Annotated in this window: 14 protein-coding genes; 6 read left to right on the top strand and 8 right to left on the bottom strand. The window is 66.4% G+C overall.

Annotated features, from left to right (window positions below):
• Positions 1–13: 13 nt before the first annotated feature.
• Entirely contained in the window at positions 14–1582 is a 1569-nt protein-coding gene (gene guaA, locus ACQP2U_RS04925; RefSeq protein ID WP_433713591.1) for a glutamine-hydrolyzing GMP synthase, read from the bottom strand.
• A gap of 327 nt (positions 1583–1909) precedes the next feature.
• Here guaA and ACQP2U_RS04920 point away from each other — a divergent pair, with 327 nt between their 5' ends.
• Positions 1910–2710 carry an alpha/beta fold hydrolase gene (locus tag ACQP2U_RS04920; protein ID WP_433713590.1) on the top strand — a complete coding sequence of 267 codons (801 nt, stop codon included), beginning with the start codon at positions 1910–1912 and terminating at the stop codon, positions 2708–2710.
• 11 nt (positions 2711–2721) lie between these two features.
• Here the strand turns inward: ACQP2U_RS04920 and ACQP2U_RS04915 are convergent, their stop codons facing one another.
• Both ACQP2U_RS04915 and guaB read right to left on the bottom strand, forming a co-directional pair.
• Positions 2722–3894 carry a GuaB3 family IMP dehydrogenase-related protein gene (locus ACQP2U_RS04915; protein WP_433713589.1) on the bottom strand — a complete coding sequence of 391 codons (1173 nt, stop codon included), beginning with the start codon at positions 3892–3894 and terminating at the stop codon, positions 2722–2724.
• Between the two features lie 402 nt (positions 3895–4296).
• The gene (guaB, locus tag ACQP2U_RS04910) at positions 4297–5841 is read right to left on the bottom strand and encodes an IMP dehydrogenase (protein ID WP_433713588.1); all 1545 of its coding nucleotides are present in this window, start codon (positions 5839–5841) and stop codon (positions 4297–4299) included.
• 384 nt (positions 5842–6225) lie between these two features.
• Here guaB and ACQP2U_RS04905 point away from each other — a divergent pair, with 384 nt between their 5' ends.
• Positions 6226–6639, top strand: coding sequence for a DUF5319 domain-containing protein (locus tag ACQP2U_RS04905; RefSeq protein ID WP_397031619.1), 414 nt, complete (start codon positions 6226–6228; stop codon positions 6637–6639).
• Between the two features lie 217 nt (positions 6640–6856).
• Here ACQP2U_RS04905 and ACQP2U_RS04900 read toward each other — a convergent pair whose 3' ends face one another.
• The 3 genes from ACQP2U_RS04900 to ACQP2U_RS04890 form a co-directional block, all read right to left on the bottom strand.
• Entirely contained in the window at positions 6857–7936 is a 1080-nt protein-coding gene (locus tag ACQP2U_RS04900) for an anti-sigma-D factor RsdA (protein WP_433713587.1), read from the bottom strand.
• The gene (locus ACQP2U_RS04895) at positions 7929–8507 is read right to left on the bottom strand and encodes a sigma-70 family RNA polymerase sigma factor (protein ID WP_040686727.1); all 579 of its coding nucleotides are present in this window, start codon (positions 8505–8507) and stop codon (positions 7929–7931) included. Before ACQP2U_RS04895 ends, ACQP2U_RS04900 begins: the two co-directional genes overlap by 8 nt.
• Before the next feature lie 128 nt (positions 8508–8635).
• Complete coding sequence (locus tag ACQP2U_RS04890) at positions 8636–9499, bottom strand: hypothetical protein (RefSeq protein WP_433713586.1); 864 nt, start codon at positions 9497–9499, stop codon at positions 8636–8638.
• Between the two features lie 624 nt (positions 9500–10123).
• Between ACQP2U_RS04890 and ACQP2U_RS04885 the strand changes: the two genes are divergently transcribed.
• From ACQP2U_RS04885 to ACQP2U_RS04875, 3 genes are all read left to right on the top strand, one after another.
• Complete coding sequence (locus tag ACQP2U_RS04885) at positions 10124–10417, top strand: WhiB family transcriptional regulator (protein ID WP_014981828.1); 294 nt, start codon at positions 10124–10126, stop codon at positions 10415–10417.
• Between the two features lie 339 nt (positions 10418–10756).
• Positions 10757–11332: a sigma-70 family RNA polymerase sigma factor gene (locus tag ACQP2U_RS04880; RefSeq protein ID WP_397031990.1), complete on the top strand. Its 576-nt coding sequence runs from the start codon at positions 10757–10759 to the stop codon at positions 11330–11332.
• A 1-nt stretch (position 11333) separates the two neighbouring features.
• Positions 11334–11585, top strand: coding sequence for an RskA family anti-sigma factor (locus tag ACQP2U_RS04875; RefSeq protein ID WP_397031613.1), 252 nt, complete (start codon positions 11334–11336; stop codon positions 11583–11585).
• A gap of 269 nt (positions 11586–11854) precedes the next feature.
• Here ACQP2U_RS04875 and groL read toward each other — a convergent pair whose 3' ends face one another.
• Together groL and groES are read right to left on the bottom strand one after the other, a co-directional pair.
• The gene (gene groL / locus ACQP2U_RS04870; protein ID WP_433713585.1) at positions 11855–13465 is read right to left on the bottom strand and encodes a chaperonin GroEL; all 1611 of its coding nucleotides are present in this window, start codon (positions 13463–13465) and stop codon (positions 11855–11857) included.
• An 88-nt stretch (positions 13466–13553) separates the two neighbouring features.
• Positions 13554–13853 carry a co-chaperone GroES gene (gene groES, locus ACQP2U_RS04865; RefSeq protein ID WP_040686722.1) on the bottom strand — a complete coding sequence of 100 codons (300 nt, stop codon included), beginning with the start codon at positions 13851–13853 and terminating at the stop codon, positions 13554–13556.
• A 713-nt stretch (positions 13854–14566) separates the two neighbouring features.
• Here groES and ACQP2U_RS04860 point away from each other — a divergent pair.
• Positions 14567–16102: an Hsp70 family protein gene (locus tag ACQP2U_RS04860; protein ID WP_433713584.1), complete on the top strand. Its 1536-nt coding sequence runs from the start codon at positions 14567–14569 to the stop codon at positions 16100–16102.
• Positions 16103–16420: the final 318 nt, after the last annotated feature.

The raw sequence follows: 16420 nt of genomic DNA, 5'->3' as shown, positions 1-16420 counted from the left end.
GCCCGATTGTGGGTCACTCCCATTCGATGGTGCCCGGCGGCTTGCTCGTCACATCGAGGACAACCCGATTGACCTCGGCCACCTCATTGGTGATGCGGGTGGAAATGCGCTCGAGTACGTCATAGGGCAGCCGGGTCCAGTCCGCGGTCATCGCATCCTCGCTGGAGACCGGGCGCAGCACGATCGGATGACCGTAGGTGCGCCCGTCGCCCTGCACACCGACACTGCGCACATCCGCGAGCAACACCACCGGGCACTGCCAGATCTGGCGGTCCAGCCCGGCGGCGGTCAACTCCTCGCGTGCGATGGCATCGGCCTGCCGCAGCGTCTCCAGGCGGTCCGCGGTGACCTCGCCGACAATACGGATGGCCAGGCCGGGCCCCGGGAACGGCTGGCGGGCAACGATTTCCTCGGGCAGCCCGAGTTCGCGGCCGACCGCGCGGACCTCGTCCTTGAACAGCAACCGCAGCGGCTCGACGAGGTCGAATTCCAGATCGTCGGGCAGACCGCCGACATTGTGGTGGCTCTTGATATTCGCGGTGCCGCTGCCGCCACCGGACTCGACGACGTCCGGGTAGAGCGTGCCCTGCACCAGGAACTCGACCTCGGGCTCGGCCCCGCCGCTCTGTTCGACGACCACCTCGGAGACCGCGTCCTCGAACGACCGGATGAACTCCCGCCCGATGATCTTGCGCTTCTCCTCCGGATCGGTAACGCCTTTCAGCTCCCCGAGGAACTTGTCCACCGCGTCGACGGTCACCAGCTTGGCGCCGGTCGCGGCGACAAAGTCCTGCTGCACCTGCTCGCGCTCACCCGCCCGCAACAGGCCGTGGTCGACGAACACACAGGTCAGTCGCTCGCCGATCGCCCGCTGCACCAGTGCGGCGGCGACCGCGCTGTCCACACCGCCGGACAGCCCACAGATCGCATGGCCGTCGCCGATCTGCTCGCGCACCGAAGCGATCAGCGATTCGGCGATACTGGCCGGGGTCCAGGTGGCGGGGATTCCGGCGAGTTCGTGCAGGAAGCGGCTGAGCACCTGCTGACCGTGCGGTGAGTGCAGCACCTCCGGGTGGTACTGCACACCGGCCAGCTTGCGGGCCCGATCCTCGAATGCGGCGACCGGAGCGCCCGCGCTGGTACCGGTGACCTCGAAACCCTCGGGCGCGTCGGTGACCGCGTCGCCGTGGCTCATCCACACCGGCTGTTTGGTCGGCAGGCCACCGTGCAGCAGACCGCCGTCGGCACTGAGCTCGGTGCGGCCGTATTCGCGGGTGCCGGTGTGCGCGACGGTGCCGCCGAGTGCCTGGGCCATGGCCTGGAAGCCATAGCAGATGCCGAAGACCGGAATGCCGAGATCGAACAGCCGCGCGTCCAGTTGCGGCGCACCTTCGGCGTACACGCTGGACGGTCCGCCGGACAGAATCACCGCGAGCGGCTGCTTGTCGGCGATCTCATCCACGGTGGCGGTATGCGGAATCACCTCCGAATACACACTCGATTCACGGACCCGCCGTGCGATCAGCTGGGCGTACTGTGCGCCGAAGTCGACGACGAGGACCGGTCTCTGGGTTTCTGCCACCTGAACAGTTTAGTGAGGGAGCGTAGCGAGCGAACCATCGGCACAGCAGGGTCCTCCCTGACGGCGGAGCCGAGCGCCAGCGAGGCGCAGGCGCCGAGCGCCAGCGAGGCGCAGGCGGCAGGGAGCGTAGCGAGCGAACCATCGGCACAGCAGGGTCCTCCCTGACGGCGGAGCCGAGCGCCAGCGAGGCGCAGGCGGCAGGGAGCGCAGCGCGCGAACCATCGGCACAGCAGCATCACTGCCATCGGAACCGAGCGCCAGCGAGGCTTTGATGGCAGCGGCCGAAATCGTCCCGCGCGCCCCCGCACCGCTGGCTATCCTCATGCCGTGCCCTTCGCCCGCGCGATAGATGCCGACATCCACTACGAGGACAGTGGCGGGGACGGTCCGGTGGTCTTACTAGCACACGAATTCTTCATGGACCGAACGATGTTCGCATCCCAGATGGCCGCGCTCGCACCGGAATTCCGGATCGTGTCCTGGGATGCGCGCGGACACGGTCGTACCAGGGACGAGGGACTACCGTTCACCTACTGGACCGCCGCACGCGATGCGCTCACCGTGCTCGACCATCTCGGCGTCGAACGCGCCGTGTTCGGCGGCACCGCGCAAGGGGGGTTCACCGCGCTGCGCACCGCGCTCATCGCACCCGAGCGGGTTTCGGCGCTGATCCTGATCAGCACCGAGGCGCACGGTCCGACGGCCGAACAATCCATCGCGACCCAGAAATTCCTGGACGAGTGGTATGAGGACGGCTCCCGGCAGGAGGCCGTCGAACAGCTCGCATATTGGCTGATCGGCGATGACGAGTGGTACCGGGCGATCTGGACCAAGCGGTGGCTCGGCCGCGACCGCCGCGGCATCGAGGTCGCCGCGGGCTGTCTACTCGGCCGCGATTCGGTATCGGACCGCTTATCCGAAATCACCTGCCCGGCCTTGGTGATTCACGCCACAGACAGCGGTATCGCCCGCGAGCGCACCCAGCAGCTTGCCGCCGGTCTGACCGCGTCGAAGTTCGTCGAGATCGCTGGCGCACGGCTCGCGGTCACCATGACCCACCCCGAGCCGGTCAACCACGCCATACAGCAGTTCCTCCGCGAGCAGTCGGTACCGACGCACGCCCGCTGAGCGTGGCTAGGTCACGCGCGGACGCTGAGGCCGACCCGCTGGAATTCCTTGAGGTCGGAGTAGCCGGCCTTGGCCATCGAGCGACGGAGGCCGCCAACGAGATTCAGCGAGCCGAACGGGTCGTCGGAGGGGCCGTACAGCACCCGCTCCAGGCTCGGGCGCACCGTCTCGCCGGTATCACCGGACAACTCGCCGCCCAGATCCCACGGATCCTCCACATGCAGCAATGAACCGCGCGGCACCGACGGATGCGCGGCCGAGGAAGGCCAGTACCAGCCGCGCCCCGGCGCCTCGGCGGCCAGCGCAAGCGGTACGCCGAGCATGGCGGCATCGGCGCCACAGGCGATGGCCTTGGCCAGCTGCCCCGAGGTGGCGATATCACCGTCGGCGATCACGTGCACATAGCGTCCGCCGGTCTCGTCCAGGTAGTCGCGACGCGCGGCGGCGGCATCGGCGATGGCCGTGGCCATCGGAACCCCGATGCCGAGCACCTCACCGGTGGTGGTCGCGCCCGGATAGGAGCCGTAGCCGACGATGACGCCCGCGGCGCCGGTGCGCATCAGATGCAGCGCGGTCTTGTGGTCGCTCACGCCACCGGCCACCACCGGCACATCCAGTTCGGCGATGAAGGTCTTGAGGTTCAACGGCTCACCATCGCCGACGTGTTCGGCGGAGATGATGGTGCCGTGCACCACCAGCAGGTCGATCCCGGCCTGCACCAGCGCCGGGGTCAGCGCGCGTGCGTTCTGCGGGCTCACCCGCACCGCCACCGTCACACCGGCGGCCCGCACCTGCGCGACCGCGGCGGCCAGCAGATCCGGCTGCATCGGCGCGGCATGCAACTCCTGCAGCAGCCCGACGGCACGCTCGTAACCACCCTTGGCGACCAGTTCGAGCAGTTGGTCGACCTTGGCGGCGACATCGGCATGCCGGGCCCAAAGCCCCTCACCGTTGATGACGCCGAGTCCGCCGAGCCTGCCGAGTTCGATGGCGAACTCCGGCGAGACCAGCGCATCGGTCGGGTGCGCTAGGAACGGGATCTCGAACCGGTAGGCGTCCAACTGCCACGCCAGCGATACCTGCTTCGACGAACGAGTCCGCCGCGACGGGACGATATCGACATCGTCCAGTTCATAGGTACGCCGGGCGGTCCGACCCATACCGATCTCGACCATGTCGCGCACGCGTGCTCCTTAGTTTCGGCCGCGCCGGCGCGGCATGTTCACGGCTCTGTTGGATTAGCAGCGCCCGCAGCACTGCGTGTTCGCCTCGCCCGTGGTCCCGCTGACCGGTCGAGCGACCTGCGTGCAGTCGCTGGCGTCCGAGCCGTCGAGACTCGCGACTGCGTCGCATGCGTTTCGACGATCCGGCTGCCACGCCGCGAGCGCCGCTCGCACGGACTCGCTCCCTCGTGGTCGCATATCGAGCCGTCGATCGCGAACAGGCGACTACGTCCGGGAGTCCGGGCCGGGACTCGTGGTCCCGGCCCTACGCTGCGCGAGGCTGTGGGTTATGCACCTCGATGACCGCGAATACGGTCAATCATGCACGGAACATCCCGTCCAGTACACAACCCGTCGAGCAGGCTAGCCGCGACCAGTGTAGTTGGGCGCCTCGACGGTCATCGTGATGTCGTGCGGGTGGCTCTCCTTGAGCCCGGCAGCGGTGATCTGCACGAACTGCGCCTCCTGCAGCTCCGCGATGGACTGCGACCCGGTGTAGCCCATGGCCGCGCGCAATCCGCCGACGAGCTGATGGATGACCTGGTTGACCGGTCCGCGGAACGGTACCCGGCCCTCGATCCCCTCGGGCACCAGCTTGTCCTCGGCGAGCACGTCGTCCTGGAAGTAGCGATCCTTCGAGTAGGACTTGGCCTGCCCGCGGCCCTGCATCGCACCCAGCGAGCCCATGCCGCGGTAGCTCTTGAACTGCTTGCCGCCCACCAGAATCAGCTCGCCCGGCGACTCGGCGGTGCCGGCCAACAGCGAGCCCAGCATCACGGTGGACGCGCCCGCCGCGATGGCCTTGGCGATATCACCGGAGAACTGGATGCCGCCGTCGGCGATCACCGGAACGCCGTGCGGTTTGCACGCGGCGACGGCCTCGAGAATCGCGGTGATCTGCGGTGCGCCGACACCGGCGACCACGCGGGTCGTGCAGATGGAGCCGGGACCGACACCGACCTTCACCGCGTCCGCACCCGCCTCGACCAACGCGGCCGCGCCAGCCCTGGTTGCCACATTGCCGCCGACGATCTGGATGCGGTCGCCGACCTCGGCCTTGACCTTGGTCACCATCTGCAGCACACCGGCCTGATGGCCGTGCGCGGTATCGACGATGAGCACATCCACCCCGGCATCGGCCAAAGTCATGGCGCGCGACCAGGAGTCCTCGCCGACACCGATCGCGGCGCCGACGAGTAGGCGGCCATCACGGTCCTTGGTGGCGTTCGGGTACTGATCGGTCTTGACGAAGTCCTTGACGGTGATGAGTCCGCGCAGCCGGCCGTTCCCGTCGACGATCGGCAGCTTCTCGATCTTGTGGCGGCGCAGCAGACCGAGTGCGGCCTCGGCGGTGACGCCCTCCTGCGCGGTGATCAACGGCGCCTTGGTCATCACATCGGCGACCCGCCGGTTCTGATCCACCTCGAAGCGCATATCGCGGTTGGTGATAATGCCCACAAGTGCGCCGGTCTCATCTACCACCGGCAGACCGGAAATGCGGAAGCGGGCGCACATCGCGTCGACCTCGGCCAGGGTGTCGGTGGGGCGACAGGTCACCGGGTCGGTGACCATGCCCGCCTCGGACCGCTTGACGGTCTCGACCTGTGCGGCCTGATCCGCGACGGCCAGATTGCGGTGCAGCACACCCATGCCGCCCGCGCGCGCCATGGAAATGGCCATCCGCGCCTCGGTCACGGTGTCCATGGCGGAGCTGCAGAGCGGGGTGCGCAACCGGATCTCGCGGGTCAGCTGGCTGGAGGTTTCCACCGTGCTCGGGATGAGATCCGAAGCGGCCGGCAGCAACAGCACATCGTCGAACGTGAGGCCGAGCATGGCGATCTTGTTCGGATCGTCACCACCCGTAGGAGGGCGGACCGTGATTCGTTCGCCCGATACGGGATTACTCATTCGGATCGACCCCTCCTGGACGTCGAAAGCAACGAACGCCGGGGTGGCCGGCGTCGTGGAAGCTGATGGGATGGACGGTGACGGCTCCGCCAGCGCTGTCGGATACTGGCCGGGGCCCGTCACCCATGGTATCTGTCCCGCAAACACGCTCACGACTGCGCCTCGCTGACGCTCGGCTCCGTCGTGCGCGTGGGCGCCTGTGCCTACGGTTCACTCGCTGCGCTCGCTCACGACTGCGCCTCGCTGACGCTCGGCTCCGTCGTGCGCGTGGGCGCCTGTGCCTACGGTTCACTCGCTGCGCTCGCTCACGGAACTGAGCCCACCACCGAAACTGGCGCGCCACATAGCTGGCGAAGAGCCCCCTGTTCTGCGTACCGTGGGGGTGTGCGTGACCATCTACCACCTGGCTTGCCGCCGGATCCGTTCGCCGGAGACCCCTCCGACCCGACCGCCGCGCTCGATGCCATCGAGCCCGGCGAACCGCTGGATCCCCACGAGCGCCTTGCGGTCGAGGAGGATCTCGCCGACCTTGCGGTGTATGAGGCACTACTAGCGCACCGTGGCATCCGAGGACTCGTGGTCAGCTGCGAAGACTGCAGACAAGATCACTACCACGACTGGGATATGCTGCGCGCCAATTTGCTTCAACTGCTGGTCGACGGCACGGTGCGCCCGCACGAACCCGCCTACGACCCGATGCCGGAAGCGTATGTCACCTGGGACTACTGCCGGGGGTACGCGGACGCCTCGATGAACGAGGCCTTCCACGGCGACGGATTCGACGGGTTCGACAGCTGACATCGCGCGCCCACACAGCGCGCTGACGCGCGTGCGCGATGTGAAATAGCTGACATACAAGAAGCCGACCGCCGGTCGGCGATCGGTTCATGCACGATTATTCGGATGTCCGCGCACCCACGCACGCGCGGAAGTGGCGGATATGCATCCGCCACAGCGCTTCTGCTGGATCGAGCGCTTCTCACGAACCAAAGCGCTGTTGGAGTATCGACTCCGATTAAGTGGTCGGCCCCGACCCGGGCAACCCCGGCAAGGACGGCAACCCCGTGGGAACCACGAAGGGCGGCGTCTGCTGATGTGTCGGCGGTTGCACGGGTGGGCCGGAATCCGCGCTCGGCACGACCCCCGTTGGCTTGGGTACCAGGGTGGTCGGCGGAGCCTGGGGCGGTTGATTGGGCTGGGTGGACTGTTCGGGAGTGGTCACCGGCGGCACTGTTGTCGGCGGTGTCGACGTGCCCGGGGTACGCGTGTCCGTAGTCGGCACCTTCGTATCGACCGGCGGAACCACCGAAGAGGTCGAACCCGCATCGCCGGACGGCTTGGTGGTCGACGGGTTGGTGCCGTCGGTTGTCGCCGGGTTGGATGTCGTCGTCGGTGGCGTGCTCGCCGCGAGTGACTTCCCGATCTCCGGAGCGATCTTGTTCAACTCCGCAAGCAAGAGGTTGAATTCGTTGATTCGCTTGTCCCGCTTGACCGGATCGTCGATCAGCTCGGCATTCGCCTTCGCGCCCTCCAGCCTTGCCCTCGCCTGCTCCGGATTATCCTGAGCGAGCATCACTTTCGCATTGGCCAGATCGCTGTCGGCGCGCTGCACCACGGTCGACTGCGCCTGCTCACTGAACACGACTTCTTTGACCCGCCAGAGCGGATCGCCCGGAGCGGCGCCATAGGAGAACGCCGACAGACCACCGATGACCAGAGCCAGCGCGGCAGCCGTCCCGAGAATCGGACGGATAAGCCGTAGTCGCCCACCGGACTGCGCACCGATACGGACCTGCCGGGCACCGATCTCCTGGTTGACCGCCGCAACGATCTCATCGAGGTTCGGTCCCCCAGGCAGCGGCGGAGAAATCAGCTCCGCTCGCCAGTCCGCGAGCAGCGAGGCGAGCTGAAACTCCTCCGCGCTGTCGGTCTGTACCGGGCCGTTGCTAGCAATGGCATCGATCAGCGCATCGTCTCTGCGCACCGCCGCGATGTCCACCGGACCGGTGTCACCACTCCCGGCGTAGGGACCGCTATTTCGCGATCCACGTCGCGCCTTCCAGTCGCCCCGACCGCGCTCGCCATCCCTAGCCATACATTTCACCTGCCCTCGCCACTTGTGACTTCAGTTTCGCGAGCGCCCGGTGTTGGGCGACGCGTATCGCACCCGCCGTACTGCCCACGGCGACTGCGGTTTCTTCTGCTGACAAACCCATGACCAAACGCAGGATCAGAATCTCTCGATGCTTCTCAGGAAGCGTCGCGAGCAAGCTATTCATCTGCCTGCTCGTTTCGGACTCGAGAGCTCGCTGTTCCGGCCCCTGGTCGGTGGATATGACATCTGGTACTTCGGCCATTGCCTCCGCCTTGTTACGGGCGGCGTTGCGATGAGCGTCGGCAACCTTGTGCGAAGCGATTCCGTATACGAAGGCCATGAAGGGCCTGCCCTGGTCCTGATACCGGGGCAGAGCTGTCATCACGGCCAGACATACCTCCTGCGCAACGTCGTCCGCGGAGAGCTGTCCACGCTCCGCGGCGCCGATCCGCGCGCGGCAATAGCGCACCACCAACGGGCGGACCAATTCGAGTACCTGGGCTAAAGCGGATCTGTCGCCCTGCGCAGCGGCAGCGACGGCGAGGTCCAACTCTTCGCCCGTGTTCGTCATCGTCAGAGAATTTCCTGGCGTTACAAGTGGCACCGGCTGGTGATGACCAGTGCTTCCGCCGAAGGGGCGGAACGGGTCTAACAATAGCGATACAACGCGTGGATCCGGGCAACACGGTGGTGTCTTGATCAGACTCGGGAATCACTCATGGGACGAAAGTGGCCGCCACGACGGCCGATGGTCTGCGCGCACTCCTGCGCATCGATCGCGGCCGCGTCCGCGCGAGTCCCCGTGCACACCCCCGAGCGCAACATCGAACTGGCCCAACGCAATGGGAGCAACCCATGCTCGTGGCACTGCTCGGCAACCGCGTCGGCGAGCGTGCGCGCGCGTTCGACATCACCGGATGCCGCGGCGGTCGCGGCGACCAAGAGCCGGGACTTGACCCGGTGCCGAACCGACGGTGCGTCCTCGGCCAGCGCGAGGGCTGTCGCGGCGTGGGGTGCGGCAGCGTCGGCGGCGCCGGAAGCGAGTGCCGTCTCCGCACAGACCCAATGCCAGCGGATCAGCGTTCGCCAGCCGTGCGGTGACTGCGCCCGGGCCATCGCGTCATGGCTGCGCCGAAGCAGGCGGGTGGCGAGCGCCGAGCGGCCGATGCCGAGCGCGTCGGCCGCGAGACCGGTCAGCGCGTCACAGATCGCGTCCACGCGAGCGGGACCCACCGCATCCTCGGTCGGCAGGATCAACGCGACCGCGCGACCGTCATAGCAGGCCGCGCGGGTATGCCAGCCGAGCTGACGCAGGAACGAGCCTTCGGTACTCGCCGCCAGCGACAGCAACACCGGATCGGTGGTGCGCTCGCGCAACGTCCGCAACTCTTCGCGTGCTGCGGCATACCGGCCCTGACCACCGAGAATCACCGCCCGGTACCAGCAATCGAGAGGGTTCGCGGCGGCTGGCAACTCGGTAGCGGCACGGCCGGGACAGGTACCGAAGGCCGCGTCGGCAAGCATGGCGGACTCGATATATATAGGGGAAGCAGGCACGAGCACGGCCGAACTCTAACCCGAGTGCCGCATGCGACCCCGCGCGAGAAACCGTCCGTCAGGTACTTCCGGCTAATATTGAGCATTTCATCGCCGTAGCCATGTTTCCATCAAGTAAAAGTACTTCCGGCAATCACATAGCGTGTGTGACCGGAATTCACATGCGTTTCGCGCAATTAACCTGAGCGCCCCGTTTCTGCCATCTCCGATCGAGCGGACATCGCAGCGGCCGGTCGGCGATGTGATAGGACCCACGTCCGCGACTACGCGCTACCGCTCGGGGATGCAACCGCCAACCCGTTCCCACCTGCGGGAATGCGGAATACTGACGCCATGCGAAGACCGCTCGGCCTCTGGTCAACCGATCAGTATTACCGGACCGATCCAAAAAGTAAACAGCTTCGAGGTTAAATTTCGCAGCTTAAGATTTAGAAAACTGCTGCATCGAACTATTGACGGAATTTCGCGGCTGGACCTAACGTAGCTCATCGCCACGGTCGGCGCCGCGCGAAATTGCAGCGACCGCAATAGGCGAGCCCATGGCACGCCGCCGACCCAGCGCCGTGGCCACAACTGTTGCAGAACAACTGCTCGACAACGCTGACGAGCTCGCACCACGAGGAGTTCACCATGCCCATGCCGACCCACCTTCCCGGACCGAACGCGGACGTCTGGGACTGGCAGATGCGGGGATCCTGCCGAGGCCAGGATTCCGCGGTGTTTTTCCACCCGGACGGTGAACGCGGCCGCGCCCGTACCGCACGCGAGATGCGCGCCAAGGAGATCTGCCGGGCCTGCCCGGTGCTCATGCAGTGCCGCAGTCACGCGCTCAAGGTCAGCGAGCCCTATGGCATCTGGGGCGGTATGTCCGAAACCGAACGCGAGATGCACGCCCGGCGCAACCGTCGTCGCATGGCCGTGTGAACCCAACTTCTTCCCATCCATGTGGCGCGGCGCGCCGAATGCCTAGCAAACACCCGGCGATGGCCACAAGCCGAAGTCGGTTGTACATACGGCGTTTCGCGAAAACCATCGGCGCGTCACGGCGCGTCCCCACCAGAAACGCCTGGCGCGTCGAGGTTTACAGAGAAGTTGCTGATCCGCACGCGGTTCGCTGATACCCCACCGCGCGGGGTCCGATAGCGGCCCGCTACGGTAGTGACCGATGACACAGAATGGAGCGTTGTGACAACGCGGCCGCCGGCCGCAGAGGGCGACTCGTTCCGAAGAGAAGCCATCCCACCCGCCGTTGCTTCCAACGGGGTGGAATCTGCGGTAACGGCACGCGCCGCCGAAAGTATCGAGCTCGCCGCACTTCTCGAACGTTGCGGCCGGTCGGACCAGGAGGCATTCGCCGAGCTCTACGACCGAACGTGCGCGCGCGTTTTCGGCCTGGTGCTACGCGTCCTACACGACCCCGGTTACGCGGAGGAGACCACCCAGGAGGTGTATCTCCAGATCTGGCGGACCGCGTCCAGTTTCGACGTCACCAAAGGATCCGCGGTGACGTGGTTGATGACCCTCGCACATCGGCGGGCCGTCGACCGGGTCCGCGCCGAACAGGCCCATACCCTGCGCGAAGTCGCATATGGGATAAGGGTTCTCGGCAACGAATTCGATGAGGTCACCGAAGAAGTAGAGCGCAGGCTCGAGCAGCAGGCTGTCCAGCGGGGTCTAGGGACATTGACACAGACTCAGCGGGAAGCCATTTCGCTCGCCTATTACGGCGGGCGAACCTACGCGGAAGTCGCCGACTTCCTCGGCGTAGGGTTACCTACCGTTAAGTCCCGTATACGGGACGGATTGACACGACTGAAGAAAAGTTTGGGGGTGACGTGAGATGAACGAAGCCCGGATCGATCTCGCGCACGCCGTCGCGCTCGGATCGATCGACGACGAAGACCACAATGCGGTACAGGAAGTGCTCGACGGCGAGGACCCCGCACTACACGCGGAATTCGTGACCGAGGTCCAGCAGACGGCCGAAGTCCTCGCCACTCTCGCGGAGGCGACGGCGGCCGAGCCGCCCGCCGCCCTGCGCACCAGATTGCTCGCCGCCATCGCCGCTGAGCAGCCACCGGTCGCCTCGTAAATTTCTCCCATACGGCCGATCCACGTCACCACTGCCGACGGAACAACCGTTCGCTGCCCCATGGGTAACTCGTCGGGTACGCCCAGAATCGGCTCGAGACAGTCCGCCGGTCCGCGGCGAAACTTCGGCGGCACCCGCCGATCGGTAAAGGTCAGAGAGAGCCGCGATTGATATTTTTCGACTTCTTGCGCGGCATTGCGTTCATATTGTTCACAAACAAGGCCCCCGGGACGCTTCGGTCCCGGGGGCCTTTTGCCTTCGGCCTGCGCTCAGTGCGCGTGACCGTGGTGGCTGTGGTCATGCTCCTCTTCGGCGGGCTTGTCGACCACGGCGCTCTCGGTGGTGAGGATCATCCGGGCCACCGACGCGGCGTTCACGACCGCGGAACGGGTCACCTTCACCGGGTCGACGACACCGTCGGTGAGCAGATCACCGTAGGTGAGGGTGGCGGCATTGAAGCCCTCCTTGCCCTCGGCCACCTTGCTGACCACCACGGAACCGTCCACGCCCGCGTTGGTGGCGATCCAGTACAGCGGCGCCCGCAGTGCGGTACGCACCGCCTCGACGCCGATCGCCTCGTCACCGGAGAGCGAGTCGCGCAGTTCGACGAGCTTGGCAGCGGCGTGCACCAGGGCGGTGCCACCACCGGGGACGATGCCCTCGTCGACGGCGGCCTTGGCCGCGCTCACCGCGTCCTCGACCCGGTACTTGCGCTCCTTGAGCGCGGTCTCGGTGGCCGCGCCGACCTTGATCACCGCGACGCCGCCGGCCAGCTTGGCCAGACGCTCCTCGAGCTTCTCCCGATCCCAATCCGAATCGGTGGCCTCGATCTCGCGCCGCAGCTGTGCGCCACGGGCCGCGATGTCCTCGGCGGTGCCCGCCCCGTCGATGATCGTGGTGTCGTCCTTGGTAACGACCACGCGACGCGCCTTGCCGAGCACCTCGATGCCCGCCTCGCGCAGTGAGATACCCAGATCTGGGTTGACCACGGTGCCGGCGGTGACGACGGCGAGGTCGTCGAGGAAGGCCTTGCGCCGGTCACCGAAGAACGGGGCCTTCACCGCAACGGCCTTGAGGGTCTTGCGGATCGAGTTGACCACCAAGGTGGACAGCGCCTCGCCCTCGACGTCCTCGGCGATGATCAGCACCGGCTTGCCGGATTCGGCGATCTTCTCCAGCAACGGAAGCAGATCGGGCAGCGAGCTGATCTTCTCCCGGTTCAGCAGGATGTAGGCGTCCTCGAGGACAGCCTGCTGGCTGTCGGCATCGGTGACGAAGTAGGGCGAGAGGTAGCCCTTGTCGAACTGCACGCCCTCGGTGACGACGAGTTCGGTCTGCAGCGTCGAGGACTCCTCGACGGTGACGACGCCGTCCTTGCCGACGGTGGTCAGCGCCTTGCCGACCATTTCGCCGATCTCCTCGTCGCGCGAGGAGACGGTGGCGACCTGTGCGATGGCCTGCTCACCGGAGACCGGGGTGGCCAGCGCGAGCAGCGCCTCGGAGACCGCGTCGGCGGCCTTGGCGATGCCCGAACCGACCGCGATCGGATTCGCGCCAGCCGCAACGTTCTTCAGACCCGCACGCACCAGCGCCTGGGCCAGCACGGTGGCGGTGGTCGTGCCGTCACCGGCGACATCGTTGGTCTTGGTCGCGACGCTCTTGACCAGCTGCGCGCCGAGGTTCTCGAAGGGGTCCTCGAGGTCGATATCGCGCGCGATGGTGACGCCGTCGTTGGTTACGGTCGGGCCGCCGAAAGCCTTCGCGAGCACGACGTGGCGACCACGCGGCCCGAGGGTGACCTTCACCGCGTCGGCGAGCTTGTCGACGCCGCGCTCGAGAGCACGACGAGCCTTCTCGTCGAACTCGATCTGCTTTGCCATGTGTTTGTCAGCTCCTGTGTGTTCTGGGCCGAACGCACTCCGCCCCGGGTCGCGAAAGACACCGGGGCGGAACGCATGTGCCTATCGGCTACTTGGTGACGACGGCCAGGATGTCGCGCGCCGACAGGATGAGGTATTCCTCGCCCTGGTACTTGATCTCGGTGCCGCCGTACTTGCTGTAGATGACGACGTCGCCTTCCTTGACGTCGACCGGGATGCGGTCACCCTTGTCGGTGACGCGTCCTTCGCCGACGGCGATGACGGTGCCCTCCTGCGGCTTCTCCTTCGCCGTGTCGGGGATGACCAGGCCGGAGGCCGTCGTCGTCTCGGCCTCGTTGGCCTGGACGAGGATCTTGTCCTCGAGCGGCTTGATGTTCACGCTCGCCACGTTGAGCCCTCCACTTTCAGGGGATTTACGGTCGTCCGGAACTGTTGTCCCGGACCATCGGTATCGGTGTTGTATCGAGCGCCCCGCATGCAATCGCCGGCCACTCGAACTCGACCCTGCGCATCAGCCCCGTCGTCGCGGGTGCCGGGACCCCTGCTCAGTAGTCGAACTGGCACACGCACATCACACAGTGCCGACTAGCACTCTATACATGAGAGTGCCAGCGCTCAAGGTTGGACTGTGCCAAAACCGTTGGTTCCCGGCATTCGCGTCGTTTTTCCGACACGCGTGCGCCACGCCACGCCCAGATGTCTGAGGGCTTCCCAAGACTTCGGCAAATCTGTAACGTTCGGATAACGGATTGTGACAGTATTGACGACGGGTCGTGCTCCGCTCGCCGTGTTCGTCACGAACCAGCGCCGTGGGGGAGCACCAAGCGTCACGAAACACCAAGCGCTACAGAGCAATACCCGCTCGCAAGAGCAAGATCAGCGTCAGTACCGAGTTCGAACCAGCGTCACAACACCAGCGTTTCCACAAGAAGCTTCACCAGAGGGCAAGACCACACGTGATCCAAGGCCGTCCCAGCGACCCATCCGGACAATGGGTCGGCCCGGTCCCGCGTCCGGATCGCTCGCCATCCACGCGAGCTGTCCGGCTGTCCATTCGAGATGGTCGGCGACACCATGACCATCCGCTCGAAGGGAGGTGACATGCGAACATCCCTCGGCATATCGGCCGGTAACGAGGTCGTGTGCTCGGCGCTGGTCGCTACCGCGTCCAACGGCGCGCAGAGTTTCGATTACCGAGTCGTTTCCGCGGACGCGGCCCATTCCGATCTCGGCGATCTCGTGGCGTCCTCGATCGAGCTGATGACCACCCAACTTCCGACCACGCAGCTCTCCTATGACGTGGCGTTTCCGGCACAACCGGTCGGTGCGCGCTTCGCCGGTGCGAAATCGATCGGTGTCGATTCCGCCGCCGGTCGCCCGCCCACCAGCGTCGCGGTCGCTTACCGCAGCAAAGAGCAGGCGCAGGTGATCCGGGCGGCCACCGGCAAACAGCGCGATCTGCGGCTGGTGCCGGAAGGTACTGCCGCACTTACCTATTTGCGGCACACCGGACTCGTGGATCGCTACGACACCGTCGCCATCGTCGATCTGGGCGCGACCGGTCTCAGCATCACCGTGGCCGACCAAGCCGACTCCACCATCCTGCGCACCGAACGCACCGCCGCGGTCAGTGGCAACGCCATCGACGAGCTGATCTATCACCATCTTGTCGATCTGCACTACGCCCGGCGCGGCACCCGACCCAACCGGGGCATGCTCACCAATCGCGGCCGCGCCGCCAAGGAACATCTATCGATCGCGCCCGCCGTGACCATCGATCACGTCGCCGGGCAACCGCTCAAGCTGACCAGGGCCGACTTCGAGGAACTGATCTCGGAGCTGTTGCGCGAGACCGCCGTCTTCGCCGCCGCGGTATTCGCGCGGGCCCCGAAATCGCCAGAGGCCGTAATCGTGATCGGCGGCGGGGCCAATATTCCGGCCGTCCTATCCACCCTCGAACACGATCTGGACATTCCGGTGCACACCATCGACGATCCGGAGGCGGTGATCGCGAAAGGCGCCGCGCTGGTCGCGGATTCGGTACAGCCATCGGTTTTTCCGGTGGTCGGTGCCGCCGACGCGCCGGTCGGTACCTTCACCAAGGTCGTCGGCACGCTGGCGGGTGCGATCGTGGTGGTCGGGCTGGTCATCGGCTATGGGGTGAAGACCTTCGCGCCGACCGGGGACGACGAGATCTCCCCCGCGGGCACCACCAGCAGTGCCCAACTACCCACGGCGCCGGTGACCGTGGCGCCACCGAGTACGGGTACGTCGCCCACCGGCCCGAACCGGGAGAGCACCAACCGGCCCTCCGGCGCCACTATCCCCTCGCTCACTCCGGACCGCAGCCAACCGGCCACCTCGACCGCCACGTCACCTGGCGGGACCCCCTCCGCGCCGACGCTGCGCCCGGACCCGAACCTGCCGCCGATCCCGTTCCCCGAGTTACTCGGGCCACTGTTCGGAAATCCGAACTCGCCGGGTGCGGGGTCATCGGGCCAGGACCGCGGTCCGGCGTCATCGCCTCAATCGGGGCCGACACAGACACCCGCGCAGTCCCGAATCCCGTTCCCGCCCAAGGCGGATTCAGGATCGAGCGCGGGGCAAGGCGGGCTGTTGGTCAGGCCTGAGGACTGAAGACGCTACTCCGGGACGATCCGGGGCGAGGGAGCGAGCCAGGGTACGAGGCTGATGGCGCGCTCAGTGGGACGCGGGGAGAGGCCATCCGGGCCCAAGGACAGAAGACGCGCCCCGCCGGCCACAAGGAAAGACCATCCGGGCCCAGGGGCCATGCCAGCCAGTAGGTCGGACCCGACCACAGAGGACGCACTCCGTGGGGCAGGCGGCAAGATCATCCGGCTCCAGGGACCAAGCAAGACAACAGGTCCGGCCCCAAGGACACACCCCGCCGCCCGCAGGGAATGACCATCCGCGCCGAGAGACCAAGCCAAACAC

It is taken from the genome of Nocardia sp. CA-084685 (assembly GCF_050955785.1).
Lineage (GTDB): Bacteria > Actinomycetota > Actinomycetes > Mycobacteriales > Mycobacteriaceae > Nocardia.
Note: the sequence above shows the minus strand (reverse complement) of the source record. Positions and strands in the feature narration are given on the sequence as shown.

Excerpts from the sequence above, each read along its gene's own strand:
- guaB (WP_433713588.1), bottom strand. The coding sequence starts at position 5,841 with ATGAGTAATCCCGTATCGGGCGAACGAATCACGGTCCGCCCTCCTACG.
- ACQP2U_RS04900 (WP_433713587.1), bottom strand. The coding sequence starts at position 7,936 with ATGGCTAGGGATGGCGAGCGCGGTCGGGGCGACTGGAAGGCGCGACGT.
- ACQP2U_RS04895 (WP_040686727.1), bottom strand. The coding sequence starts at position 8,507 with ATGACGAACACGGGCGAAGAGTTGGACCTCGCCGTCGCTGCCGCTGCG.
- ACQP2U_RS04885 (WP_014981828.1), top strand. The coding sequence starts at position 10,124 with ATGCCCATGCCGACCCACCTTCCCGGACCGAACGCGGACGTCTGGGAC.
- ACQP2U_RS04875 (WP_397031613.1), top strand. The coding sequence starts at position 11,334 with ATGAACGAAGCCCGGATCGATCTCGCGCACGCCGTCGCGCTCGGATCG.
- groL (WP_433713585.1), bottom strand. The coding sequence starts at position 13,465 with ATGGCAAAGCAGATCGAGTTCGACGAGAAGGCTCGTCGTGCTCTCGAG.
- ACQP2U_RS04860 (WP_433713584.1), top strand. The coding sequence starts at position 14,567 with ATGCGAACATCCCTCGGCATATCGGCCGGTAACGAGGTCGTGTGCTCG.